This is a genomic window from Aurantimicrobium sp. INA4 (assembly GCF_027924525.1).
Lineage (GTDB): Bacteria > Actinomycetota > Actinomycetes > Actinomycetales > Microbacteriaceae > Aurantimicrobium.
Genome location: NZ_AP027040.1, coordinates 595,499 through 620,279, shown reverse-complemented (window position 1 = coordinate 620,279; position 24,781 = coordinate 595,499). Strand labels below are relative to the sequence as shown.

Genomic DNA, 24,781 nt, shown 5'->3' with positions numbered 1-24,781 from the left:
TCTAAAACCTTCAACCAGTTATTGAACTTTGCCCGGTTGGTGCAACATGTCTATATCTAATGGCTCAATTCGGATGACATGACGGGAATACCGCCGTTCCAAGCCCAGTTGAGAGCTGACTGAAGTTTTTCAAGATTGAGTGACTTAAAACTCCCAAGGTACAAACACCATTTACCGGTTTTGTAAGAGCCAATTTCTGCTATCTGAGCTTCAAAGCCTGGGTAGTAAACGCCATAAACCGACATCGCAGCTTTTCGGGGCGAAAAAGAGATGACAGGCATATCCCCTTCGTGCCCAGAGGCATACCGGTAATGAAAGGATCCGAAACCTACAATATTGGGACCCCACATCACTGGTTCGACACCAGAAGCACTCTTCATCATGTCAAGAAGGAGTAGAGCATCTGCTTTCCTGCCCGGATGATCAATTGAATTCATGAAATCAGCTACTGAGGCTGTGGTTGGGACTGTTTTGTTCTCCGTCATCCCACAAATCACCTCCCACGTAATGATGGATACAGCACTCTGATAAAGAACAAACCTGTTTTTACTAGAAGCACCGTAATGAGAGTAACTGTTACAACATTTGAGCTGGAAAGCAGCAAGATAGCCAGTGGGTAAATGGTGAGATGGAACACTACAAATACCCATTGACGCGCATGGCTCTGTGCTTTCCATGCCTCATTGGTAGACGTGGAAGCGTTGCTGACTAATCCCGCTCCAATATCTACTGCAAGGATTGCGGTCACTATTGAGTTCCACTGCAGAGAGTTCTGTAGCAATAAGGCAAACAAACCTAAAGTTATTCCAGAGATCAGAGCCAGAAGAAGAGTTATTCTCCGTGGCGAAGCTCCAAATAACAAATTCATTCGAAGTGAAGTTGCTTATTCGCGAATAGTTGCACCGAAACGCGAGGCCGCGAGCGCGACACCGGCTTCTTTTGATGCAGTGGCCTCAGCAGCAGTGAGTGTGCGATCAGGAGCCCTAAATCTCAAAGCAAAGGTCAAGGAACGCTGCCCTTCAGGAATTCCTGCGCCCTGGTAGACATCCACAAGTGTGGCGCTCTCAAGAAGTTCTCCCGCACCCTCGATAACGGCAGCACGAACATCTGCAGCTGGAATACTCTCGTCTACGACGAGCGAGAGGTCTTGAGTAGCAGCAGGCATAGTCTTCACGTCAACAGCGGTGTGTGGCACACCTGCTGCCGCAGAAACTGCATCCAGGTTCAGTTCGAACGCTGCCACCGTCCGAGGAAGATGTGCATCTTCAGCGATTGAGGGCAGGAGTTCACCGGCATACCCAATAACCTCGCCGCCGAGGAGGAGTTCAGCAGTGCGGCCAGGATGGAAGGCCTTGTGACTTCCTTGGCGGACGGAGATTTGAACACCTGCACCTAGAGCAATTTGTTGAACTGCAGTGAGAGCATCTTGCCAACTGTAGGCAACAGCTTTTTGTCCAACTTGCTTGGTCAACGCATCTCCTACATAGAGGCCAGAGATGTAGCGAGGTTGTGGTGGAATCCCTGCGTAGAGAGCAGCTTCAACTTCCGGAGCAGGTCGTACGCCTCCGGCAACAACCTCTTGGCCATATGTCTTACCCTCTTCGGGCAGGAACACCAAGCCTGTTTCAAACAGCGCTAGATCGTTGAGTCCACGAGAGCGATTGCGTGCTGCAGTCGCGATGAGTCCTGGGAGTAATGAGGTGCGCATCCACCCCTGAGTAGCATCCAAAGCGTTAGCTAAGCGAACCTGAGGAACACTCGCCTCCACAGCAGAACCAAAGAGGTTATTTGTTTCTTCGCCGAAGAACGGGTAGCTCAACACTTCAGTGTGACCAGTTGCCGCCAGGGTGTTGGAGACGCGACGACGAACATCCTGGGCAACGGTGTATCCGCGGCCTGGAGGAGCAACAGGAAGTTCAGCAGGAATAAGGTGGTATCCGATTATGCGTGCAACTTCTTCTGCCAGAGTCCACTTATCGGTTAGATCAGGGCGCCAGGTTGGCGGGGTAACAATGAAACCGCTACCTGCCTTGACAACCTCACACCCGATTTCTATCAACGAGGATTCAATCTGGTTATCGCTGTATTCCAACCCGATGAGGTTGGTGACGAAACCTGCGGGAAGTTCTATAGCTTCTGGTGCTGCAAAGTGGTTGAAGTAGGAACCTTCATCCACAATCTCGCCACCGGCAAACTCCACGAGCAGTTGAGCAACTCGTCCAGCAGCCACGGCAGCAATCTCCGGGTCAACACCGCGTTCGAAACGCTTAGATGCCTCTGAAGATAGCTTGTGTCGACGTGCGGAACGGGCGATAGAAACGGGGTCGAAGTTTGCTGCCTCAATCAGGACGTTGGTGGTTTCATCCGAGATTTCGGTGTTTGCGCCACCCATCACGCCAGCAAGACCAACAGGTTTACCTCCGGAGGTAATCAGGAGGTCTTCAACATCAAGAGTGCGCTCTACCTCATCGAGGGTGACGATTTTCTCTCCCGGAGCTGCACGGCGAACAACGATGTCGCCAGAAAGCTTGTCCAAGTCATATGCGTGGTTGGGCTGACCAGTCTCGATCATGACGTAGTTCGAGATATCGACTGGGAGAGAGATGGAACGAATTCCGGCAAGCTTCAGGCGAGAAACCATCCACGATGGGGTAGGAGCTGTGGCATCGATTCCACGCACAATACGGGTAGCGAAGACATTGCAGCCCACGCGACTGCGAATCGGTGCGGTGTCATCGACTGATAAGGGGAATTCGGTCGCAAAAGTCTTGACCTCGGTCACACCGCGAGCAGTGATGACCTCAGTTGCAGGATCGCGGAAAGAAGCACCGGTTGAGTGTGCATATTCGCGAGCAACACCACGAATCGAGAAAGCATATCCGCGGTCTGGAGTGACATTGATCTCTACGGCAGCTTCTGACAGACCCAAAAGCTCAAAAGCATCGGTGCCCACCTCGGGGTCGAGACCCATCTCGGATAAACGGATAATGCCATCGTGACCCTCGCCGAGGCCCAGCTCCTTAGCCGAGGCCATCATGCCGTCAGAGACGTGACCGTAGGTCTTTCGCGCGGCAATGGGGAACGGCCCAGGGAGAACAGCACCTGGCAGGGTCACAACAACCTTGTCTCCAACAAAGAAATTGCTTGCTCCACAAACAATGCCGTGGATGGCATCGCCGCCATCGGCTGCAAGCTGCCCGTCCGGTGCAACACGAACCTGGCACCAGCGAATTGTCTTGCCGTTGTTTTGTTCTTCGGGAGTGAATTCAAGAACTTCACCGACAACGATGGGACCAGAAATGTCTCCGCCGTGAATGTCTTCTTCTTCGAAACCAACCTTGACCAGATCTGCTTGAACCTGCTCAGGAGTGATGTCAGTGGCGAGATCAACGTATTCAGCTAACCAACTGAGTGGGACGCGCATCAGACCACCATTCCAAACTGCTGACTGAAGCGAACATCGCCTTCGACCATGTCGTGCATATCGCTGACGTCGTTACGGAACATGAGCGTGCGCTCAACACCAACGCCGAAAGCAAAACCGGAATACACCTCAGGGTCAATGCCGGCAGAGCGCAACACGTTGGGGTTGACCATGCCACAGCCACCCCACTCGATCCAGCGGGCACCACCGGCGAAAGTGGGGTGCCAAACATCAAGCTCAGCAGAGGGCTCCGTAAAGGGGAAATAGTTCGGGCGCAGGCGAATCTTGGCACCTTCACCGAACATGATCCGAGCTGCGTGCTCCAAGGTTCCGCGCAGGTGAGCCATAGTCAGGCCCTTATCCACGGCCAGACCTTCCACCTGGGTAAAAACAGGAGTGTGGGTGGCATCGAGTTCATCGGTGCGGTAGACCCGTCCTGGAGCCAAGACATAGATGGGAACTTCGCGCTCGAGCATCGAGCGCACCTGTACTGGAGAAGTATGGGTTCGCAGAACTAGGTTAGAATCAACTGGCTCAACGAAGAAGGTGTCCTGCATCGCGCGTGCAGGATGGTCAGCATCGAAGTTGAGAGCATCGAAGTTGAACCATTCTCCTTCGAGTTCTGGTCCTTCGGCAATTTCCCAACCCATGCCCACGAATGCGTCACAGATGCTTTCCTGCAACAGCATGAGTGGGTGCCGCCCACCAGCGCTCCATCGTGATGCGCCAGCGGTGACATCGACCTTTTCAGCAGCAAGCTGGGCAGTCTGCTCTTCCCGCACAATGGCTTCTTCACGGGCAGCAAATGCCTGGTTAACCTCGGCACGCGCCTGACCAACGAGCTTGCCGGCAGCAGCCTTCTGGTCTCCAGGAACGTCCTTCATCAGCGCATTGAGTTGAGCAAGCGTTGAGGACTCCCCCAGATGTGCAGTGCGGACAGCTTTGAGGGCTGCGGAATCGACCGCAGCGCTGATAGCTGTCAGGGCGTCGTTGACCGCAGCCGCGACAGCGGCTTCAGTGATTTCAGTAGGTGCAGACACAGTTCTCAATTTTATGTTGGGAGCGAGCTCTCACTCACGCGACAGGCCTAGGCCTTGTTGTGAGCAAACGCGCTCTCGTAGATCAGCACAGCAGCTGCTGTAGCTAAATTCATGGATTCAGCATCACCGTAGATAGGAACGGTGATGGCTTTTTCTGCCAAGGCAAAGTGTTCGTCACTCAAACCACGGGCCTCATTGCCAAACAACCACGCAGTTGGAGCATCGAGGACACCATTGGTGCGAGCAAGAACGAGATCCTCACCCTTGATGTCGGCAGCAAGAAGTTGCAGGCCAGCTTCACGAACATATGGAAGCACGTTCTCGAGCTCCACGTCCACCGTGATGGGCAGGTGGAAGAGAGAACCCGTGGTGGAACGCACAACTTTGGGGTTGTACAGATCTACTGAACGGCCAGTCAAAATCACTCCGTCAGCACCGGCAGCATCTGCCACTCGAATAATGGTGCCCAGGTTACCTGGATCACGGACTTCTTCAAGAATGACAATCAGCTTGGGGTCTTCAGCAAAGATGTCTTTCAGTGCTGTAGGGAACTGGTGCACAACCGCAATGAAACCCTGCGGGGTGACCGTGTCTGCCATGGCGGAGAGGACTTCTTCAGAGACGAACTCGACATCTACCCCGGCATCGACAGCAGTTGCTGCGATGTCTTGGTAACGCTCTAACGCGGTGGGCGTGGCATAAAGCTCCACAATCAGTTGCGGGCGGTATGCCAACGCCTCGGCGACGGCTTGCGGGCCTTCCAAGAGGAAGAGCCCGGTCTCGGACCGGGCTCCCCTCGTGGCTAGCTTCGCAACCGCCTTCACGCGAGGAGCGCGGGGGTTGTCGAGCATGATGTTCCTTAGGCCTTGACCTTGGGTGCAGAAGTATCTGCAGGAAGTGCCTTGCGTGCTGCTTCAACCAGCTTGGTGAAGGTTGCAGGATCGGATACAGCGATCTCTGCAAGCATGCGACGGTCAACCTGGATGTCTGCCAGAGCGAGTCCCTGGATGAAACGGTTGTAGGTCAGGCCGTTGGCACGGCTTGCTGCGTTGATGCGCTGAATCCAGAGGCGACGGAAGTCACCCTTGCGGGCACGACGGTCACGGTAGCTGTAGACGAGCGAGTGAATGACCTGCTCTTTAGCCTTGCGGTAGAGGCGTGAACGCTGTCCACGGTAACCGGAGGCGCGCTCGAGGATGACGCGACGCTTCTTGTGAGCGTTGACGGCTCTTTTTACTCTTGCCATGTTCTTATCCTTTTAGTTTTCGCTCAGCCGATTACAGACCGAGAAGCTTCTTGATTACCTTGGAGTCAGCTGGAGACAGAACCTCGTCGTGGTTGAGGCTGCGCTTACGCTTTCCGGACTTAACTTCGAGGTTGTGACGCATGCCGGCCTGCTGCTTCTTGAGCTTGCCGGTACCGGTTACCTTGAAGCGCTTCTTGGACCCGGAGTGGGTCTTCATCTTTGGCATTGGATCTCCTTGGGGGTTTCACTTATCCCAGTTGTGGGAAAGCGGGTCTATTAGTCGTCGAGCTCGTCTGAGACCGACTTGGTGGACTTCTTGGGGGCTGCCTTCGCAGCGGGGGCCTTCTTGACTGGGGCAAGAACCTCAGCCTCAACGACTTTGACGGCGTTTGCCTTGTCCTCTTCAACAGCGAGAACAGATTCTCCAGATTTTGCTTCTGAACGCTTGTCAGCACGCTTGTTTGCATCACGCTTAGCGTTCTGCTCTGCTTTGGCTTCTGATTTGCTTCGAAGTGGGCCAATCACCATGACCATGTTGCGGCCATCAATGGTGGGGCTTGATTCTACAGTTCCGTATTCGGCAACTTCTTCAGCGAACTTCTGAAGCAAACGAACACCCTGCTCTGGACGTGATTGCTCACGACCGCGGAAAAGAATCATTGCTTTGACTTTGTCACCATCGTTGAGGAAGCCAATTGCGCGCTTCTTCTTGGTTTCATAGTCATGAACGTCGATTTTTAGGCGGAAACGGACCTCTTTGAGGACCGTGTTGGCTTGGTTACGACGAGCTTCTTTGAGCTTCTGCGCAGCTTCGTACTTGAACTTTCCGTAGTCCATGATCTTGGCCACTGGCGGCTTAGCTTCGGGAGCTACCTCAACGAGATCGAGGTCAGCCTCCTGTGCAAGTCGAAGGGCAACATCGATCGCCACGACACCTACCTGCTCGCCGTTGGGACCAACGAGGCGAACTTCTGGGACGCGGATACGGTCGTTTGTACGTGGATCGCTAATGCGGTGCTCCTTGTTATTTCTCGAAACCCTTATTCGGGGAGAAAGAGGAGTCTTACGCGCAACGCAGACTTTAATCCACATATACACGACGCAAGGAATGTTCCTTGCGGCACCCTAACCTACTTGCTCAGCGAGCTGAGCGAAGCGGAGTGCAAGAACCCAGTAACCTGATGTTGCGGGATACGGGTGGGAGATTTCTCCTCTTTCAATTTCTTGGCGTGAGCTAAGAAACCTGCACAAGCCTAGCAGAGGAATACATTGTGAGCGAAAGCGACCAGAACGACGCCCTTCACAAGGCCGTTCTTGATATTGCCGAAGTCCCCGCAATCGAGGTGATTGTGGAGGTTGCCGTCAACCTGATGAGTGCAGCTGCCATCAAATGTGGCCTTGCCGAAGGCCCTGACGCAGATTCCCTCAAAGATTTAGATGAGGCTCGCAAACTCATCAATGCTCTCGCCGGTCTAGTTACCGCAGCGGCACCTGACATCAGTGATTCTCACGCTCGTCCGCTTCGCGATGGTCTGCGTTCGTTGCAGCTTGCCTTCCGTGAGGCTTCTCCCATCCCTGATGAAATTGGCAAAGGCCCTGGGGAAAAGTGGACCGGGCCAGTTAACTAACTAGCTAGTTGGCTGATCAGGCCAAGCATGCGCTGCATGAAAAGCTCATGCGCACGTACTTGAACCTTGTCTCCGCCTGCCATGATGGCCTCTTGCAATGACGCCTCATAGGTGTTCATCAGCACGATGGCAAGTTCTTCAGACGCAATGGCAGGCGTGATACCTACCGCGGTGAATGCTGCAGCGATGATGTTTCCAAATTCTTGATCAGCAGCATGCTTTTGCTCGAGAAAAAGCTTCCCCACCTCTGGATCTCGCATTGCGAGCAATCTCAACTCGGACTGGAAGAGGAACCATAACCGGTTATCCCCCTGCTGTTCCAGGAAGCTTGCCACGATGGGACCGAGCTCGGTTGCCGAGAGCGTTCCGGGATTTTCTTCAAGCAGGGTAGGCATGATGACGTCGATGTTTGCCACGCTTGCTCGAAGCAGTTCAAGCCGCTCGTTGTATCCGCGTTCGGCGAGCGCGAGGAACAATTCTTCCTTCGTGTCGAAATTGGAGTAAAAAGCTCCGCGGGTGAAATCTGCTCGTTCGGTAATCATTTCGACCGTAGCGGCGTGAATGCCCACTTCTGAGAAGACTTCAAAAGCAGCATCCATGAGGCGTTCACGCGTTTTTTGACGTCGCGCGGACTCTGCAGGTTTGTTCTCTGCTTCGGTTGTGCTTCCCATGAAATTAAGGATACACTGATGTATCGGATACACCGGTGTATCGAAGTGTATTTCTTCCGCGCGGCACCGGCTCATCACCGGCAGTCGCCTGACAACAAGGGCAGTCATGTCATCTTTGCTGTATTCGTTGGGACGTTGGGCTTACCGTTCTCGCCGGCTCGTTCTCGTTTCCTGGCTGGTCATCCTTGTCGCTATTGGTGGTGCCGCTGCGGTCTTCAACAAAGGCCTCGATAACAGCATCAGCATCCCCGGAACAGAGTCACAGGCTGCTTTGGATTCCTTGAGCACCACATTCCCCCAAGTCAGCGGTGCCTCAGCACAAATTATTGTTGTGGCAGCTGACGGGCAGTTCATCACTGACCCAACCTATGAAGATGCTCTCAATGCTGCTGCAGACAACATGGCAAAACTTCCCCAGATCGATAACGCCACTTCGCCATTCAATGAACGCATTAACGGTGCAATAAGCAAGAACGACAAAGCAGGTTTGATCAGCATTCAGTTCTCTGGTCCAACTGCGCAAATTAAGGCTTCCTCCCTAGCAGAACTTGAGAAAGCTACTGAGCAACTCCAAGCCGATCTGCCCGAGGGAAGCACCGTTTCTCTCGGTGGTCAGATATATAGCCAAAGCATGCCCACCGTGACTGCCACCGAACTTATTGGTGTGGGCGTCGCCCTGGTTGTCTTAGTCTTCACTTTTGGTTCATTCTTAGCCGCTGGAATGCCCCTCATCACTGCACTGTTGGGTGTGGGCATTTCTATTGCCTTGATCTTCTTAGCAACTGCCTTCGCTAAGGTCACCTCGACAACCCCCATGCTTGCTCTCATGTTGGGACTGGCTGTAGGTATCGACTACGCCTTGTTCATTATTTCTCGCCATCAAGACGAACTGCGTAAGGGTGATACTCCCGAGCAAGCCGCGGCGCGGGCCACTGGAACGGCTGGCTCGGCCGTCATCTTTGCCGGTTTGACTGTGATGATTGCCCTTGTCGGTCTGGGCATTGCAGGCATTCCATTCCTCACCACGATGGGTGTGGCCGCAGCCGTCGGGGTCGGTGTGGCCGTTGTGATTTCCATCACACTCATTCCTGCACTGTTGGGCTTCGCTGGCGAGCGCTTACGTCCCAAGCCAAAGAAAACCCAAAAAGCTGAATCACAGGCCCACAAGCCCAACCGCTTCTTCCTCGGCTGGGTTACTGCCGTCACACGTTTCCCTGTTGTGACAATTCTGGCCGTAGTTGCCGTGATTACCGTGGTCGCACTCCCTGCCCTGAATCTTCGCCTAGCTTTGCCAGATGCGGGATCAAATGCCCCCACTGACCGCTCTCGTATTACCTACGACCTTGTTGCCGAAAACTTTGGGGAAGGATACAACGGACCCCTACTCGTCACCGGAACCATCGTTACCAGCACTGACCCACTGGGATTAATGGATGATCTCAAGACAGAACTGGAAAAGATTCCTGGTGTTGCTGCTGTTCCTCTGGCAACCCCCAACATGACCGCCGACACCGGCATCATTCAAGTCATCCCCGAGGGCGCCCCTGCCTCTGAAGAGACGAAAGCGCTCGTTCAGGCCATTCGAGACAAGCAGGACTACTTCCAGGACAAATATGGTGTTGACCTGGCTGTGACAGGCTTTACCGCCAGTGGTATTGACGTGTCTGAACGTCTCGGTAATGCCCTGTTGCCTTTCGGAATCGTGGTGGTAGGCCTGTCGCTGATTTTGCTCACCATGGTGTTCCGCTCCATCTGGGTACCCATCAAAGCTGCGGTTGGTTATTTGTTCAGTGTTGCTGCGGCTTTTGGCGTCGTCACTCTTGTTATGCAGGAAGGATTCGGATCTGAACTGATTCACGTTGACCGGCCTGGTCCAGTTCTGAGCTTCATGCCAATTATTGTGATGGGTATTTTGTTCGGCTTAGCCATGGACTACGAAGTGTTCTTGGTCGCTCGCATGCGCGAGGACTATGTCCACTCTGGTAAAGCTCGAAAGTCGATTGTGACTGGATTTGTCGGGTCAGCGAAGGTTGTCACTGCAGCTGCCGTCATTATGTTTGCAGTTTTTGCTGCCTTTGTGCCTGAGGGCGACGTGAACATGAAGAGTATCTCGCTTGCGCTGGCAGTCGGAATTTTCGTCGACGCATTTATTGTGCGCATGACATTTGTCCCTGCAGTGTTGCAATTACTCGGTGATAAAGCCTGGTACATGCCCAAGTGGCTTGATCGAATACTTCCCCACTTTGATGTGGAGGGTGAAGGCGTGCAGCATGAACTCGAGCTAGCTGACTGGCCAAAAGAAAAGAACCTTGCGATTGCTGCAGAGGATATTAGCCTCACCAATGCAGAAGGTACCCGCTCCTACTTCCGTAATCTCACATTTACTCTTCCTGCAGGAACAACTTTGTTTGTGACCGGAAGTGACAAGATTGCCACCTCGGCACTTCTATTGGCACTCAGTGGTCGTTTAGATATCGAAACCGGAAAGCTCAAAGTTGCCAACATGGTCCTGCCAGTTCGTTCTGGAGCAGTGCGTTCGCGCGTGGCACTGATTGATGTATCCACTCACGCCAACCGCAACACCGTTGAAGCCATCGAAGATGCCTCTTCGGAAAAACCACAGATCATCATCCTGGACAACATCGACTTCCTCACCTCTGAAAGCGAACGTTACGCGGTGGCAGATGCTCTCGCTGCCGCTCGCGAAACTGCATCACAGTCGGGCCAGCCCCTCACACTCTTGGTTGGAACCACCGATGACATGCCCGTTGAAACTTGGGGTAGCTTCCTCAGTGCTCGCGTAGATGCTCGGGTACTTGATCTCGACAATGCGTCGTCCTCACGCAAGAAAGTGCAGGCATAATCATGGCTTCGTTATTCACCAGACTCAGCGGTCAAACCGAAAGCAAGCCCAAACTTCTCGTCGTCATCGGGTTGATCTTTGTTCCCTTGATTGTTGTAGGTGGGTTGATGTGGGGACTGTGGAACCCCACAGAACGACTCGACCGCGTCAAAGCAGCCATCGTCAACAACGATGAGCCCGTCACCGTCAACGGCCAGATCACACCATTGGGACGCCTCTTGACTGCGGGCTTGGTTGAAGGAGATGGCTCCGACACCAACTATGACTGGGTCATCACCAATGAATCAGGCGCTAAGAAAGGCCTTGAGAACGGAACCTATGTTGCTGCGGTAACCATCCCCGAGAACTTCTCCAAGGTTGCCACCTCGGCGATGGGCAATGCTACAGATGCCTCTCAGGCACTGATTGAGGTGACAACCAGCAACAAGAGCCGACTCGTAGATGACGCAATCACTACAGCAATTACCTCAACGGCTGTGAACCTCATGAACCAGCAACTCACCTCACTCTATTTGGAGCGTGTATTACTTGGTTTTAGTGACTTGAGCACTGGCTTATCTGAAGCAGCAAATGGTTCAGATGAACTGACCAAGGGAATTTATGCCCTCGCAGATGGTGCAAATCAGTTAGCAACCGGAGCCTCCACTTTCTCATCAGGAATGTGGGCACTGAACGCTCAGACCTCTCAGCTTCCTTCACAAACGCAACAGCTTGCCAACGGAGCAGCAACAACAGATGGCTATGCGCAGCAGTTGTCTGGAGCACTAGGTCAAACCGCCGGGGGTCTGGCTACACTTTCAGGGAACACCTGTCTTGCTGTTACCAGTAACAATCAGCAATATTGTGGCGGACTAGACACGATTAGTGGAACTCTGTCACAACAGCTAGTTCCTCTAGCTGCGGGCGTTGCTCAAGGAACTTCGGGCCTCGCAACGGGAACCTCGGCACTAGCTGGTGGTATGCCTGCGCTTTCAACAGGAATTCGCGACCTTGCTGCAGGTAGCTCAGGTATCGCTACCGGAGTGAGCGGCATCGCTTCTGGTGCGAGTGCGCTGGGCGATGGTTCTCAGAAGCTTGGAGACGGGCTCGACGAAGCTGTAGCCAATATCCCCACCTACACCGAGGATCAAGTCAGCACTCTGGCTGATCTTGTTACTGCCCCGGTAGAAATCAAGAACGGTGGCGGGCTCACCTTCGGCGCTAACAGCACTCCCCTGTATGTGGTGTTATCACTGTGGCTGGGCGCACTTGCCATCTTCATTGTGCTTAGGGCTATTCCGCTGCGTGTTCTTGAATCAACCCGATCCTCACTCTCACTGGCAACCCGTGCCTACGGAATCCCTGCCGTGGCAGCGATTTCGCAAGCGGTTGCGGTAGCAACCGTGATTGCTTTCGCGCAAGGCTACGACGTTGCGGAATGGGTCTCGATCACACTGGTATCAGCGCTCATCAGCCTGGCATTCACAGCAACCAACCAAGCTCTAGTTGCCGTATTGGGCGGTTTTGGCCGCCTGGTCTCACTTGCGGTTGGAATTCTTATCCTCGTCACCGGCGTAATCTCAACGGTGCCACAGATACTCGATAGCATCCTGGGCTATACACCAGCTACAGGAGCGGTAACTGCGTTGCAGGCCATCATCAGTGATGGGCAGGTGTCTGGATTCGCAGGTGCCATCACTGCAATGGTGTTGTGGACACTCGGAGCAATTGCGGTAACGGCTGTTTCTATCTCGCGGAAGCGCCACGTTTCCATCACCACACTCACTAGAGAAACCCAGCCCGTATAGGGCTGGGTTTCCAGAATTGGAATTAGACAGCAGGAATGAGTTGCAATCTCATTGAGTCAACACGCTCTGAGAATATTTCCTCTTGCGCCCACTTGTTAGACAACGAGCGAATTACTCGCTCCACCTCGTTTTGTTCCAGACTCGGGGGCAGAACAATCTGAACCACGAGTTCTTCATCTCGGCCTCGAGCATCGGGATCACCTGATGCTAATCGAATTGCCTTCACAAAGGGCTCGTCAGATATGGACTTGTCGAAAACACTTTGAAGCATGGGATCTATGTGGTTAGGAATCCAGGGATTACCCTGCGCAATGGCTTCAACGACCGGACGGCGCAGAACGATTTCCGTTGAACTCTGTGGATCGACAACCATCCATTGAGCTCCATCCGAAACTGCAGCTAGAGCAGCACGCCTGGCTTCAACAGGTACTGGGCGAGCAGCCTTATTCCAGGTTTGCATTGCTACAACAGAGGTAAAGACTGGCAACACTTTTTGTCCGCTGGGTCCCGCAACTGTCACGATGGCTAACTCTTGAGTTTTATCAACAACAAGGCCCGCAGCGTTGACGCCCACGTCTCCTGCTTCAGCAAGAAGTGGAACAAGGAAACGAGAGATGCGAAGAGCATCCACAACGTTCATATGACGCCCTGCTCGTTCGTCTGAATCTAAAGGCAACGAGTGGAAAGCATCCAGAGCAAGTTTGAGATGCTCTGGGGTTGTTCCATCATCTGCGGCGAAGGGATTCTCTTCGAACTCGCGCCCTTCCCATGGCTGTCCCGCAGAATCCGCGTGGTCAGAGGATCCAAACATGTGACCGTCGTGTGAGTGTGCCATGGAGTGTCCTAATTGTACGCGACCGAAATGGCCTGTTTGAGAGTGAACTTGTGAGCATAAAGCGCTTTACCTACAATCGCACCTTCAACGCCCAGTGGAACCAGTGAACGCAGAGCAACAAGATCATCAAGGCTGGCAATTCCACCAGAGGCCACAACGGGCTTACCCGTTTTCTGCGTGATGGCAGTGAGCAACTCGAGGTTGGGGCCGTTGAGCATGCCATCGCGTGTGACATCGGTAACAACGTAGCGAGCACATCCGGCGTCTTCTAAGCGGGCAAGAACATCCCAGAGGTTTCCACCTTCTTGAGTCCAGCCACGGGCTGCTAGCGTCTCACCGCGAACATCCAAACCCACTGCGATCTGGTCACCATAGCGCGCAATTGCTGAAGCGGCCCAATCTGGGTTTTCCAGTGCTGCAGTTCCGAGGTTGACACGGGTCGCTCCACTTTCAAGAGCAGATTCCAAAGATGCATCATCGCGAATGCCACCAGAGAGTTCAATCTTCACTCCGGGGACTTCGACGATCACGCGACGGAGCAAGGCACGGTTTTCACCGCGTCCAAACGCTGCGTCGAGATCAACGAGGTGAATCCATTCAGCTCCCTGCTGAGCCCAATCGGAGGCAGCATCAACGGGGTCACCAAAGTCAGTTTCGGTTCCCAGTGCACCCTGAGTGAGTCTGACAGCTTTGCCTTCGGCAACATCAACAGCAGGCAGAAGTTCAAGAATTGGCGCGGTCATGAGATGTTCCTTATGTCAGTGTTAGAGAGTTTCGAGCCAGTTGCGCAAGAGCTGAATACCTGCTTCGCCGGACTTTTCTGGATGGAATTGGGTTGCAACGAGTGGACCATTTTCAACCGCAGCAATAAAGCGTTGGCCATGCTCAGCCCAGGTGACCGATGGTTTTGGGAAAGGCGGAATGACGTCCAGGTTCCATTCCGTGACACCGTAGGAGTGCACAAAGTAGAAGCGCTCGTTCTCAATGCCCTTAAAGAGTTTCGAGTTTTCGCCCACCTCAACCGTGTTCCACCCCATGTGGGGAAGAATCGGCGCATCAAGCTTGTGGACTGTCTCATCCCATTCACCGAGGCCAGGCGTATCTACGCCACCTTCAAGACCATTGGCAAACATAATCTGCATGCCTACACAGATCCCCATCACTGGACGGCCACCGGCAAGACGACGTTCAATGATTTCACCGCCGTCAACTGCGTTGAGTGCTTCCATCACTGCCGCAAAGGCGCCCACACCAGGAACAAGCAGGCCATCAGCTTCAGCGCACTTTGTTTTGTCCCGCGTGAGTTCGACCTTTGCGCCTGCAAGCTCTACCGCTTTGATTGCGGAGTGAATGTTACCCGTGCCGTAGTCGAAAACAACGACGGATTTTGGGGTCACAGAGCACCCTTCGTGCTGGGTATTCCCTGCACGAGTGGGTCAAGCGCTTTGGCCTGGCGGAATGCTCGAGCAAACGCCTTAAACTCTGCCTCAGCAATGTGGTGAGGGTCACGACCGTTCAATACGGTGATGTGGGTGGTTAGTCCAGCGTTGAAAGTTATTGCTTCAAAGACGTGACGAACCATGGATCCGGTGAAGTGACCACCAATGAGGTGGAATTCAAAACCTGCAGGCTCACCAGAGTGCACCAGGAATGGGCGTCCAGAGATGTCCACAACCGCCTGAACGAGGGCTTCATCCAGAGAAACGAGTGCGTCACCAAAGCGAGAAATACCGGCTTTATCCCCCAGCGCTTCACGAATCGCCAGACCCAGAGAAATACCGATGTCTTCAACGGTGTGGTGAACATCAATGTGAGTGTCTCCCGAAGCCTTGACGGTGAGATCCGAGAGAGAGTGCTTAGCAAACGCGGTGAGCATGTGATCGAAGAATGGAACAGTGGTCTCGATGTTGCTCACACCAGTTCCATCAAGATTGATGGTGAGTTCAATGCTTGACTCGCTCGTGGTGCGAGAAATGCTCGCAATGCGTGGTGCCTGTGTCATAGCTCCAGTTTAGTGGAGCTTAAAGAGCGCCATTAATCGAGCCATCAATGGCTGCTAGTGCGTCCAAGAATTCGGTGGTTTCTGCTTCCGTACCAGCCGTTACACGTAAGTGATGGGGCATACCGATGTCACGGATGATGATTCCTTGAGCTAGGAGTTTCTCAAACACATCCTGAGGATCACGAACCCCACCAAAGAGAACGAAGTTCGCACTTGAGGGATATGGCGTGTATCCGAGGGCAGTGAGATCAGTGACGAGGCGGTCTCGTTGAGAACGAATGTCATCGACCATCGCCAGCATTGCTGGAGTGTGCGCCAGTGCGCCTTCCGCAGCTGCCTGCGTCAGTGCAGAGAGGTGGTAGGGCAAACGAACCAAGCGAAGAGCATCGGTCACTGCAGGATCAGCAGCTAGATACCCCAAGCGAGCACCAGCAAAGGCAAAAGCTTTACTCATGGTGCGAGAGATGACCAGGCGTGGACGACCAGACAACAATGTCAACGCACTGGGCTCACCTTCAGGCGCAAACTCGGCATAAGCCTCATCAACGAAAACAATGCCATCGGTCGCGTCATAGGCCGCAGCAATAGTTTCTAGCGAGACTGGGGTTCCTGTGGGGTTGTTGGGGGTGCAGAAGAACACGATGTCAGGCTTGTGTTCCTTGATGGCTGCAACCGCCGTTGAAGGGGAAATCTCAAAGTCAGCATCACGCTGAGCAGGAATCCACTGCGTGCCTGTCCCAGAGGCAATGATGGAGTGCATGGAGTAGGTAGGAGGAAATGCCAGCAACGAACGGCCAGGGCCGCCAAATGCCTGGAGTAGCTGCTGAATGACCTCATTCGATCCGTTTGCCGCCCAGATGTTCTCAGCTGTCAGCCCGTGACCCAAATAGGTGGCTAGTGCCTTGCGCAGTTCGGTGAATTCACGATCTGGGTATCGGTTGATTCGCCCCAGAGCTATATGAATTCGCCCCATGATGTCTTCAACAACCTGCGGTGGTACTGGGTGTGTGTTTTCGTTGACGTTGAGCTCCACGCGCACGTGCTCTTGAGGAGCGCCATAAGGCTTGAGGCCCCGAAGGTCGTCGCGAATGGGGAGGTCGTCAAGAGAAGTCACCTCTTCAGTTTAAGCCGTGAAAGAAAGGAAGAACGCCGACCCCCTTCTAGGAGCCGGCGTTCGAAAAGAAGAATGCAGGAATATGTGACTTAGTAACCTGCGGGTAGAGCGATCTTTTGTCCTGCCTGAACTGGACCTTCTAGGTTGTTCAGCGAGACAATCTCTGCCACAACGTCACGTGGGTCAGCGTTGGGTGCGATTTCAGCAGCCAGGTGCCACAGGGTCTCACCAGAGGACAAGGTCACGTATGTGAAATCTTGTGATGCTCCTTCAGCAGTCGCCACAGCACCACCGCTGTTGAGTGCAGCGACAAGGGCGCCGATCACAAGAGGAAGCGCGACGAGTGCTGTGAGAACCCGACGACCACGCTTAGTGATGCGAAGACGAGTAGTGGGGGTAGCTGCAGGAAGAAAGTTTACGTAAGTCACATTGTTAGTGTGACCGGAGCCACGGACACTGCCAGCTTCGCTGCATGGCTCGTCAATGTAGTCAGGTTCGACGGGGCGGTGAATTGGTGCGGTGAATGCGAGTACTGCGCTCATGAGATTCTCCTTTTCCTGTTTTATCTCGAATCGGGCTCTCGGCCGGGAGAACCCGATTCGAAGATATATTTCGAAGATATATTCGTATTTCCTCAATGTCAAGTAGATATTGAAGGTTTTTTGGACATTACTTGCGGAATTTTCGAATATGTGTTTGTTTTCTTCGCATATTTCGAATACTCTTTCGGTAATGGAGATAGTTCATCACCAGCCACGGACATTCCGGTTTGTGGATTGGAACACTCCCAGACAGATCGGAAAAAGCCATGACTGAGACAGCAGCTGGCACAAGCAAACGTCGCAAAGGGCTGAGCGCAAAGCAGCAACTTATCCTCGACGTCATCACCGCGTACATTGACCAAAACAGCTACCCCCCTTCCATGCAAGAAATCGGGGATGCAGTTGGTCTGTCCTCATTGGCGAGTGTGACCTATCAGCTCCAACAGCTAGAACTCGGTGGTTACATTCGCCGTGACCCCAAACTTCCTCGCGCCCTTGAGGTTCTCGGCCAGGGATCAACTCCTCGTCAAGTCGCTCCCGTGGCAGACAACATCATCCCCCTAGGTGAAGCGGTTCAGGTTCCACTTGTAGGCCAAATTGCCGCAGGTGGTCCCATCACTGCTGAGCAGAACACTGAAGACACGATGGCGCTGCCTCGGCAGCTTGTTGGCGACGGTGAACTCTTCATGCTCAAGGTCAAAGGTGAGTCGATGATTGACGCAGCAATCTGCGATGGTGACTTCGTCGTCGTGCGTCGTCAACAGACAGCAGAAAACGGTGACATTGTTGCTGCTCTTCTTGATGATGAAGCAACGGTCAAAGTTTTCCGGCAACGTGATGGCCACACCTGGTTGCTTCCTCGCAACAGCAACTACGAACCAATCCTGGGAGACCACGCCACCATCATGGGCAAGGTCGTCACGGTTCTTCGTTCGGTCTAAACCTCCACAAACTAAAGGCCCGCATGCTGAATACAGCGTGCGGGCCTTTTATTTATCTCAAACTTTAGGCTTCAAGCCTACGCAGAACATCTAATACCGGTCCGCTTTGGTTGAAGGCATACAAGTGAATACCGGGCGCTCCCCCAGCCATGAGCTCACGAGCTAAGTTAACTGCGTGCTCAACACCAATCTCACGCTGACCTTCAACTGTGGGCTCAATTTCAAGAGCAATCTCCAAATCACTGGGCATATCTTCCCCAGAGATCTCGATCATGCGACGCAAACGTCCGGGGCTAATCACCGGCATGATGCCCGGAATGATGGGCATTCTCAGACCTGCCTCCTTCGCCTTCTGGGCGAAGGAAAGGTAGTCATCTGCGTGGAAGAACAACTGGGTGATTGCCAGGTTTGCTCCCGCAGCTTCTTTGGCCAGCAAAACATCAATGTCTTGGGTCTTCGAGCGTGACTGAGGATGCCCATTTGGGAATGCAGCAACACCAATACGAACAAACTCACGCTTTTGGCTCAGACGTGTTGCACCGGCATGCCATCTGGGTTCTTCCACGAACACGAATGGTTCACGTTCTGCTTGAACACGGTGAATGAGCTGGGTAAGTTCCGCTGCGCTACCTAAGTCTCCGAGGAAGTCCTCGCCTTCCTGCGTTCCCTGTGGTGGGTCTCCACGCAAGGCGAGGAAAGAACGGACACCAGAGTCAAGAAATGTCCGCACGAGCTCATTTGCGCCCTGATAGGACTCAGCAACACAGGTGAGATGCGCCATCGGCTCAACATCAGTGTTTTCCAGAATGAATTTCACGCACTCCAAGGTGGCATCACGAGAGGAACCACCTGCTCCATATGTAACGGAGATGAAATCTGGACCGGATGCAGCAAGTTCCAAGATGGTTGCGTGCAGTGCATCTCGGAGTTCAGGGTTGCGTGGTGGGTAAACCTCAAAGGAAAAGGGCACGCCAATACTCAGTTCAAGAGAACTAGACGGTGATGCGTTGCTCATATTTCCCTCGGGACACTTTCGCGAAATAGACAACACCTAGTTGTCCGCGAAGCGTGGGCCGGGCTCGGCAGTCGCTTACACCTAAATAAATTAGGTTAGAAGAATGTTATCAGGCTGTGCGTTCTTCTGGCTCAATCACAGCTGAGCTCAAGCGGGGAACAACGGTCGGGGCAGCATTTTCGGTGACGCACTCTGCCGTGATGATGACCTTATGAATCTGGTCTGTTGATGGAACTTCGAACATGATGGGCCCGAGGACGTTCTCCAAGATGGCCCGCAAACCACGTGCACCGGTCTGGCGCAGGACGGCCAAGTCAGCGATGGCATCCAGTGCTGCAGGTTCAAATTCCAACTCAACATCATCCAGAGCAAACATGCGCTGGTATTGCTTGACCAGAGCGTTCTTGGGTTCCGTCAGAATGTCGATGAGGGCACTGCGATCTAGTGGCGACACTGTCGCAATAACGGGAAGACGGCCAATGAATTCAGGGATTAGACCGAACTTGTGGAGGTCTTCCGGCAGTACCTCTGCAAAGAAGTCACGTGCTTCATCCTTGCTCTGCAGTGGAGCACCAAAACCGATACCGGTCTTTCCTGCACGAGACTGAATGATGTCTTCCAGCCCCGCGAATGCACCGGCAACGATGAAGAGCACGTTGGTGGTGTCGAGTTGAATGAATTCCTGGTTGGGGTGCTTACGACCACCCTGTGGCGGAACGGAGGCAACAGTGCCTTCCAAAATCTTCAGCAGGGCCTGCTGAACACCTTCACCAGATACGTCACGTGTAATCGAGGGGTTCTCTGCCTTGCGTGAGATCTTGTCGATTTCATCGATGTAAATGATGCCCTGCTCTGCACGCTTCACATCAAAGTCGGCAGCCTGCAGGAGCTTGAGCAAAATGTTCTCGACGTCTTCACCGACATAGCCGGCTTCCGTCAGCGATGTTGCGTCAGCAACAGCGAACGGAACATTCAGACGGCGAGCAAGAGTTTGTGCAAGATAGGTCTTTCCACATCCGGTGGGACCGATCAGGAGGATGTTGCTCTTGGCAATCTCAACTTCGTTTGCTTTTTCTTCTGCTGTCTTAACACCCTCACCAGCGCGCACGCGCTTGTAGTGGTTGTAAACCGCAACGGAGAGGGCTTTCTTGGCTGGTTCTTGACCAATGACGTATTCCTCAAGGAATGCAAAAATTTCACGAGGCTTGGGCAGATCGAAGTCTGCAATAACGCCCTCTTCGTTGGCTTCTGCCAGACGTTCTTCAATAATCTCGTTGCACAGTTCAACGCACTCATCGCAGATGTAAACGCCAGGGCCCGCAATGAGCTGGGCTACCTGCTTCTGGCTTTTTCCACAGAAGGAACACTTGAGCAGGTCAGCGCTTTCGCCGATACGTGCCATGGTCAACTCCTTCTCATCTGGAAATACGAGACATTCGAGCCTAACCCGAACCACAGACGTTGCTGTTCACCTGCGAATGCGTGGCGTCGGCGTGCCGAAAAAGCGAAAACCCCCGACCGAAGCCGGGGTTTTCGTGAAATGTACTGAACTTAGGCGCCGATAGCAGCGTTCTTACGCGAGGTAAGAACCTGGTCAATCAGTCCATACTCGAGTGCTTCTGCAGCCGAGAGGATCTTGTCGCGGTCGATGTCCTTGTTGACTTGTTCAACAGAACGGTTCGAGTGCTTGGACAGAGTCTCTTCCAGCCATTCACGCATACGCATGATTTCCTTGGCCTGGATTTCGATATCTGATGCCTGACCACGACCTGCATCACCGGTTGCAGGCTGGTGAATGAGAACACGTGCGTTAGGCAGAGCAAGACGCTTACCGGGAGCACCTGCTGCCAACAGCACAGCCGCAGCTGATGCTGCTTGGCCGAGGCACACTGTCTGGACCTGGGGGCGGATGTACTGCATGGTGTCGTAGATTGCCGTCATCGCGGTGAAAGATCCACCGGGAGAGTTGATGTACATCACGATGTCACGGTCTGGGTCCTGACTTTCAAGTACCAGAAGTTGAGCCATCACGTCATCTGCCGAAGCATCGTCAACCTGGACACCCAGGAAGATAATGCGGTCTTCAAAAAGTTTCGCGTAGGGGTCTTGACGCTTGTAGCCGTATGCGGTGCGCTCTTCAAAGGTAGGAAGAACATAGCGGCTGGAAGGAGCTTCCTTTCCATTGAATGCGGTTCCGCCAAAGTTTGGGATAGTCATGTGTAGTCCTCGAATCTGTCTCTGGCGCTTACGCAGTCTTGGTTCCGCCACCACCGGTGACATCGCTTGCTGAGGCACGAACATGGTCAACAAAGCCATACTCGAGAGCTTCCTGAGCGGTGAACCAACGGTCACGGTCACCATCTGCGTTGATCTGCTCAACAGTCTTACCCGTCTGAGCTGCGGTGATCTCGGCCAAGCTCTGCTTCATGGAGTTGATCAGCTGTGCTTGGGTCTGGATGTCAGAAGCAGTACCACCGAAGCCACCGTGTGGCTGGTGCAGTAGAACACGAGCGTTAGGAGTGATGTAACGCTTGCCCTTGGTGCCCGAGGTCAGTAGCAGCTGTCCCATCGAGGCAGCCATACCAATACCCACGGTCACGATGTCATTGGGAACAAACTGCATGGTGTCGTAGATTGCCATACCTGCAGTGATCGAACCACCGGGAGAGTTGATGTAAAGGTAGATGTCTTTCTCTGCATCCTCAGCGGCCAGCAGAAGCATCTTGGCGCAAATCTCATTCGCGTTATCGTCACGCACATCCGAACCCAACCAAATGATGCGGTCCTTTAACAGACGCTCAAAGACGTTGTTCGGCATTACCAAGTCGGCCATGTCAACTCCATTTCAACAACCGCAAGAGATTTCGCTTGCGATGTTTTTCAATCTACTGGAGCAAACACTCTCAACACGGCAGTGTTCGCCTCAGGCGGAGTGCCGTTCGCCCCAGGCGCACGAATTAAAAAATGTCGGGCCTCCCGAGACGAAGGAGGCCCGACTACCCAATGAGGAGTGGGGTCTAATCAAAAATTTCTGTCAGCCAGTTGTGCGGCTTTTTCTTGTAGCCATTTTGCGGATACGAATTGTACTGAGGTGGAGCGTTGTATTGAGGTGGTGCAGCAGCTGCAGCGGGGGCAGGAGCCGAAACTGAGCGTTCAAGAATCTTGTCTAGCTCACCACGGTCGAGCCAAACACCTCTGCATTCAGGGCAGTAGTCGATCTCAACTCCTGAGCGATCGGACATAACCAGTGTTGCTCCGTCAGTTGGACACTTCATTGCACACTCCAAGAGTTCGGTGGGATTGGTCATAGTCAATCTGTTCTGCCTGAGAAAAGACTTAGAGAATGTTTGAGGTGTGCTGAGAAGTACACTGAAATAATGACTCCCACTCTTGCTGCCGCATTAGCCGGCCTCGGGTTTGGACTCTCCCTCATCGTGGCTATTGGTGCACAAAACGCGTATGTTCTGCGTCAGGGTTTACGCAAAGAACACGTTTTTGCCATTGTCGCCATATGCGCACTCTCAGACGCACTCCTCATCGCCGTAGGTGTTGCCGGGCTGGGCGCCATTATTCAACAGCTGGAATGGCTGCTCCTACTCATTGAGCTTGTCGGTGGTGTTTTCTTGTGTACTTATGGCGTGATGGCGGCCAAGCGCGCCTGGAAGCCCGAAGTTCTCAACACAGACACCGGTGGAAAAAGAGTCAGCCTCAAAGTTGCTGTGGGAACAGCACTCGCACTGACCTACCTGAACCCCCACGTGTATCTCGACACAGTTCTTCTCATAGGCTCTGTTGCCGGCACCTACGAAGAAAACCGGTGGTGGTTTGCCACAGGAGCAATGCTTGGCAGCATTATCTGGTTTAGCACTCTGGGCTTTGGCGCACGCGTGCTTGATCCGGTATTCAAGAAGCCCACCTCATGGCGCGTACTCGATGCCATTATTGCTCTTGTGATGTTCGCCTTGGGAACGAGCCTGTTAGTGAGCTTTGTTCAGCACCTCATGGCGAGCTTCGGCGCTTAGCGAAAACGAAAACCCCCGCAGTTTCCTGCGGGGGTGATTAATTCGTTCGAAGAACTAGTCCTTCTTCGCTGCGGGCTTCTTCGCAGCAGGCTTCTTCGCAGGCTTCTCAGCTGCGTCAGTCTTCTCTGTCTTTGCGGGCTTGTCAGCCTTCTTGTCTTCAACGAGAGCAAATGCACTCATATCGACGGCTTTACCCTTGGTGTCAACAACCTTGGCCTTGCCCAAGATAATGCTGACTGCCTTATTACGGGCAACCTCAGCAACCATGGAAGGAATCTGGTTGTTGTCGGTGAGGATCTTGGCAAACTCTGAAGGATCCATCTGGTACTGCATGGCACCCTGAATGATGTACTGCGTGAGCTCATCCTGGCTCACCTGAACATCTTCAGCTTCGGCAATGGTGTCCAGAAGAATCTGGGTTGCGAAAAGCTTCTGAGTCTCTTCGATAACTTCAGCACGGTGCTTGTCATCTTCAAGACGACCCTCACCCTCGAGGTGACGGTGTACTTCGTCATCAATCAGTGCCTGAGGAACTTCAATCTTCGCTTCGGAGACGAGCTTGTCAACAAGCTTCTCGCGAGCTTCGCGAGCCTGAACGGCAACCTTGCGCTGCTCTGCCTGAGCCTTGAGGCTCTCGGTCAGTTCAGCAATGGTGTCGAATTCAGACGCAATCTGAGCAAAGTCGTCATCTGCCTTAGGAAGCTCGCGCTCCTTAACAGCGGTAACAGTCACAGCAATCTGTGCCTTCTCACCCTCGTGGTCCCCGCCGAGCAGTTTGGATTCGAAGGTGGTGGACTCACCAGCGGTGAGAGATTCAATAGCCTCGTCGATACCTTCGATGAGCTCGCCAGAACCAACCTCGTAGGAGATGGACTGTGCGGTGTCTACTTCCTGACCACCAATGGTGGCAACCAGGTCGAGCTGAGCGAAGTCACCCTTCTTAGCTGGACGGTCAACGGTGACGAGGGTGCCGAAACGGCTACGCAGGTCGTCAAGTTCCTTCTGAACGTCTTCCTTGGATACTGCTGCTGCCTCAACCTCTACGGAGAGACCGTCAAGCTTAGGAAGCTTGATCTCGGGACGAACGTCAACCTCAATGGTGACAACCAGGTCGCCAGAGAAGTCCTTCTCAGCTGGCCAGGTAACAATGTCTGCTTCGGGGCGCCCCATGGGGCGCACCTTCTCGTCAACGACGGCCTTGCGGTAGTAGCCTTCGAGGCCTTCATTGACGGCGTGCTCGAGCACAGCCATACGACCTACGCGCTGGTCGATCAAAGCTGCCGGTGCCTTGCCCTTGCGGAAACCAGGAACGTTGAGCGACTCAGAGATGTGCTCATACGCGTGCTTGATAGCTGGCTTGAGCTCTTCTGGGGTCACCGTGATGGTGAGCTTGGCACGGGTGTTGCTTACTTTTTCGACCGTAGTCTTCACGAAGGGGTACTCCTGCTTGTGATGGTGTGGATCTGGATGTGGTCGGGGCGACAGGATTCGAACCTGCGACCTCCCGCTCCCAAAGCGGGCGCTCTAGCCAAGCTGAGCTACGCCCCGGTCCTGCCCTCACGTTACACAGAAGGTAACTTCAAGCAAGTCCGGCATTCGCCGAGGCGAAATGACCGAGTACTACTCTAACGTATAAGATGAGATGGCTGGC

The 24,781-nt window shown here is 53.5% G+C and carries 25 protein-coding genes and 1 tRNA gene; 5 read left to right on the top strand and 21 right to left on the bottom strand.

Translation table 11 applies throughout. The features are described 5' to 3' along the window. Positions 1 to 56: 56 nt before the first annotated feature. The 7 genes from AINA4_RS03145 to infC form a co-directional block, all read right to left on the bottom strand. Entirely contained in the window at positions 57 to 677 is a 621-nt protein-coding gene (locus AINA4_RS03145; RefSeq protein ID WP_281787484.1) for a hypothetical protein, read from the bottom strand. Between the two features lie 206 nt (positions 678 to 883). After that, a complete protein-coding gene (pheT, locus tag AINA4_RS03140) occupies positions 884 to 3,424 on the bottom strand; it encodes a phenylalanine--tRNA ligase subunit beta (RefSeq protein WP_281787483.1) in 2,541 nt (846 codons plus the stop codon). Beyond that, complete coding sequence (gene pheS / locus AINA4_RS03135) at positions 3,424 to 4,464, bottom strand: phenylalanine--tRNA ligase subunit alpha (RefSeq protein WP_281787482.1); 1,041 nt, start codon at positions 4,462 to 4,464, stop codon at positions 3,424 to 3,426. Before pheS ends, pheT begins: the two co-directional genes overlap by 1 nt. Positions 4,465 to 4,511: 47 nt before the next feature. After that, positions 4,512 to 5,315 carry an RNA methyltransferase gene (locus tag AINA4_RS03130; protein WP_281787481.1) on the bottom strand — a complete coding sequence of 268 codons (804 nt, stop codon included), beginning with the start codon at positions 5,313 to 5,315 and terminating at the stop codon, positions 4,512 to 4,514. An 8-nt stretch (positions 5,316 to 5,323) separates the two neighbouring features. Next, the gene (rplT, locus tag AINA4_RS03125) at positions 5,324 to 5,710 is read right to left on the bottom strand and encodes a 50S ribosomal protein L20 (RefSeq protein ID WP_281787480.1); all 387 of its coding nucleotides are present in this window, start codon (positions 5,708 to 5,710) and stop codon (positions 5,324 to 5,326) included. A 31-nt stretch (positions 5,711 to 5,741) separates the two neighbouring features. Next, complete coding sequence (gene rpmI / locus AINA4_RS03120; RefSeq protein ID WP_096381479.1) at positions 5,742 to 5,936, bottom strand: 50S ribosomal protein L35; 195 nt, start codon at positions 5,934 to 5,936, stop codon at positions 5,742 to 5,744. Positions 5,937 to 5,986: 50 nt separating this feature from the next. After that, entirely contained in the window at positions 5,987 to 6,808 is an 822-nt protein-coding gene (infC, locus tag AINA4_RS03115; RefSeq protein ID WP_281787479.1) for a translation initiation factor IF-3, read from the bottom strand. A gap of 173 nt (positions 6,809 to 6,981) precedes the next feature. On the opposite strand from infC, the gene AINA4_RS03110 reads away from it, so the two are divergent. After that, positions 6,982 to 7,338 carry a DUF1844 domain-containing protein gene (locus tag AINA4_RS03110; protein ID WP_281787478.1) on the top strand — a complete coding sequence of 119 codons (357 nt, stop codon included), beginning with the start codon at positions 6,982 to 6,984 and terminating at the stop codon, positions 7,336 to 7,338. Here the strand turns inward: AINA4_RS03110 and AINA4_RS03105 are convergent. Then, entirely contained in the window at positions 7,335 to 8,009 is a 675-nt protein-coding gene (locus tag AINA4_RS03105) for a TetR/AcrR family transcriptional regulator (protein WP_281787477.1), read from the bottom strand. The two genes, AINA4_RS03110 and AINA4_RS03105, sit on opposite strands and share 4 nt — an antisense overlap. A 106-nt stretch (positions 8,010 to 8,115) precedes the next feature. On the opposite strand from AINA4_RS03105, the gene AINA4_RS03100 reads away from it, so the two are divergent. Beyond that, a complete protein-coding gene (locus AINA4_RS03100) occupies positions 8,116 to 10,872 on the top strand; it encodes an MMPL family transporter (RefSeq protein WP_281787476.1) in 2,757 nt (918 codons plus the stop codon). Between the two features lie 2 nt (positions 10,873 to 10,874). Continuing rightward, positions 10,875 to 12,659 carry a YhgE/Pip family protein gene (locus AINA4_RS03095; RefSeq protein WP_281787475.1) on the top strand — a complete coding sequence of 595 codons (1,785 nt, stop codon included), beginning with the start codon at positions 10,875 to 10,877 and terminating at the stop codon, positions 12,657 to 12,659. A 22-nt stretch (positions 12,660 to 12,681) separates the two neighbouring features. Here AINA4_RS03095 and AINA4_RS03090 read toward each other — a convergent pair whose 3' ends face one another. The 6 genes from AINA4_RS03090 to AINA4_RS03065 form a co-directional block, all read right to left on the bottom strand. Continuing rightward, positions 12,682 to 13,494, bottom strand: a complete 813-nt coding sequence (locus tag AINA4_RS03090) for an SseB family protein (RefSeq protein WP_281787474.1) — start codon at positions 13,492 to 13,494, stop codon at positions 12,682 to 12,684. An 8-nt stretch (positions 13,495 to 13,502) separates the two neighbouring features. Further along, positions 13,503 to 14,237, bottom strand: coding sequence for a bifunctional 1-(5-phosphoribosyl)-5-((5-phosphoribosylamino)methylideneamino)imidazole-4-carboxamide isomerase/phosphoribosylanthranilate isomerase PriA (gene priA / locus AINA4_RS03085; RefSeq protein ID WP_281787473.1), 735 nt, complete (start codon positions 14,235 to 14,237; stop codon positions 13,503 to 13,505). A gap of 21 nt (positions 14,238 to 14,258) precedes the next feature. Continuing rightward, complete coding sequence (hisH, locus tag AINA4_RS03080; protein WP_281787472.1) at positions 14,259 to 14,891, bottom strand: imidazole glycerol phosphate synthase subunit HisH; 633 nt, start codon at positions 14,889 to 14,891, stop codon at positions 14,259 to 14,261. Next, a complete protein-coding gene (hisB, locus tag AINA4_RS03075) occupies positions 14,888 to 15,496 on the bottom strand; it encodes an imidazoleglycerol-phosphate dehydratase HisB (protein ID WP_281787471.1) in 609 nt (202 codons plus the stop codon). Before hisB ends, hisH begins: the two co-directional genes overlap by 4 nt. Positions 15,497 to 15,515: 19 nt before the next feature. Then, on the bottom strand, positions 15,516 to 16,610 hold the full coding sequence (locus AINA4_RS03070) for a histidinol-phosphate transaminase (RefSeq protein WP_281787470.1): 1,095 nt from the start codon (positions 16,608 to 16,610) through the stop codon (positions 15,516 to 15,518). Positions 16,611 to 16,699: 89 nt separating this feature from the next. Further along, complete coding sequence (locus AINA4_RS03065) at positions 16,700 to 17,152, bottom strand: hypothetical protein (RefSeq protein WP_345737949.1); 453 nt, start codon at positions 17,150 to 17,152, stop codon at positions 16,700 to 16,702. Between the two features lie 266 nt (positions 17,153 to 17,418). Here AINA4_RS03065 and lexA point away from each other — a divergent pair, with 266 nt between their 5' ends. Further along, positions 17,419 to 18,093: a transcriptional repressor LexA gene (gene lexA / locus AINA4_RS03060; RefSeq protein WP_281640827.1), complete on the top strand. Its 675-nt coding sequence runs from the start codon at positions 17,419 to 17,421 to the stop codon at positions 18,091 to 18,093. Positions 18,094 to 18,157: 64 nt separating this feature from the next. On the opposite strand, the gene AINA4_RS03055 is transcribed toward lexA, so the two are convergent. The 5 genes from AINA4_RS03055 to AINA4_RS03035 form a co-directional block, all read right to left on the bottom strand. Further along, complete coding sequence (locus tag AINA4_RS03055; RefSeq protein WP_281787469.1) at positions 18,158 to 19,108, bottom strand: methylenetetrahydrofolate reductase; 951 nt, start codon at positions 19,106 to 19,108, stop codon at positions 18,158 to 18,160. Between the two features lie 109 nt (positions 19,109 to 19,217). After that, complete coding sequence (gene clpX, locus AINA4_RS03050; protein WP_281787468.1) at positions 19,218 to 20,510, bottom strand: ATP-dependent Clp protease ATP-binding subunit ClpX; 1,293 nt, start codon at positions 20,508 to 20,510, stop codon at positions 19,218 to 19,220. Between the two features lie 149 nt (positions 20,511 to 20,659). Continuing rightward, positions 20,660 to 21,325, bottom strand: coding sequence for an ATP-dependent Clp protease proteolytic subunit (locus AINA4_RS03045; RefSeq protein ID WP_281787467.1), 666 nt, complete (start codon positions 21,323 to 21,325; stop codon positions 20,660 to 20,662). A 28-nt stretch (positions 21,326 to 21,353) separates the two neighbouring features. Continuing rightward, positions 21,354 to 21,941 carry an ATP-dependent Clp protease proteolytic subunit gene (locus AINA4_RS03040; protein ID WP_172418250.1) on the bottom strand — a complete coding sequence of 196 codons (588 nt, stop codon included), beginning with the start codon at positions 21,939 to 21,941 and terminating at the stop codon, positions 21,354 to 21,356. 184 nt (positions 21,942 to 22,125) lie between these two features. Next, on the bottom strand, positions 22,126 to 22,416 hold the full coding sequence (locus tag AINA4_RS03035; RefSeq protein ID WP_281787466.1) for a zf-TFIIB domain-containing protein: 291 nt from the start codon (positions 22,414 to 22,416) through the stop codon (positions 22,126 to 22,128). A gap of 69 nt (positions 22,417 to 22,485) precedes the next feature. Between AINA4_RS03035 and AINA4_RS03030 the strand changes: the two genes are divergently transcribed. Beyond that, positions 22,486 to 23,130: a LysE/ArgO family amino acid transporter gene (locus AINA4_RS03030; RefSeq protein WP_281787465.1), complete on the top strand. Its 645-nt coding sequence runs from the start codon at positions 22,486 to 22,488 to the stop codon at positions 23,128 to 23,130. A 54-nt stretch (positions 23,131 to 23,184) separates the two neighbouring features. Here the strand turns inward: AINA4_RS03030 and tig are convergent, their stop codons facing one another. Both tig and AINA4_RS03020 read right to left on the bottom strand, forming a co-directional pair. After that, on the bottom strand, positions 23,185 to 24,561 hold the full coding sequence (gene tig / locus AINA4_RS03025; protein ID WP_281787464.1) for a trigger factor: 1,377 nt from the start codon (positions 24,559 to 24,561) through the stop codon (positions 23,185 to 23,187). Positions 24,562 to 24,600: 39 nt separating this feature from the next. Next, a tRNA-Pro gene (locus tag AINA4_RS03020) sits at positions 24,601 to 24,678 on the bottom strand. Positions 24,679 to 24,781: the final 103 nt, after the last annotated feature.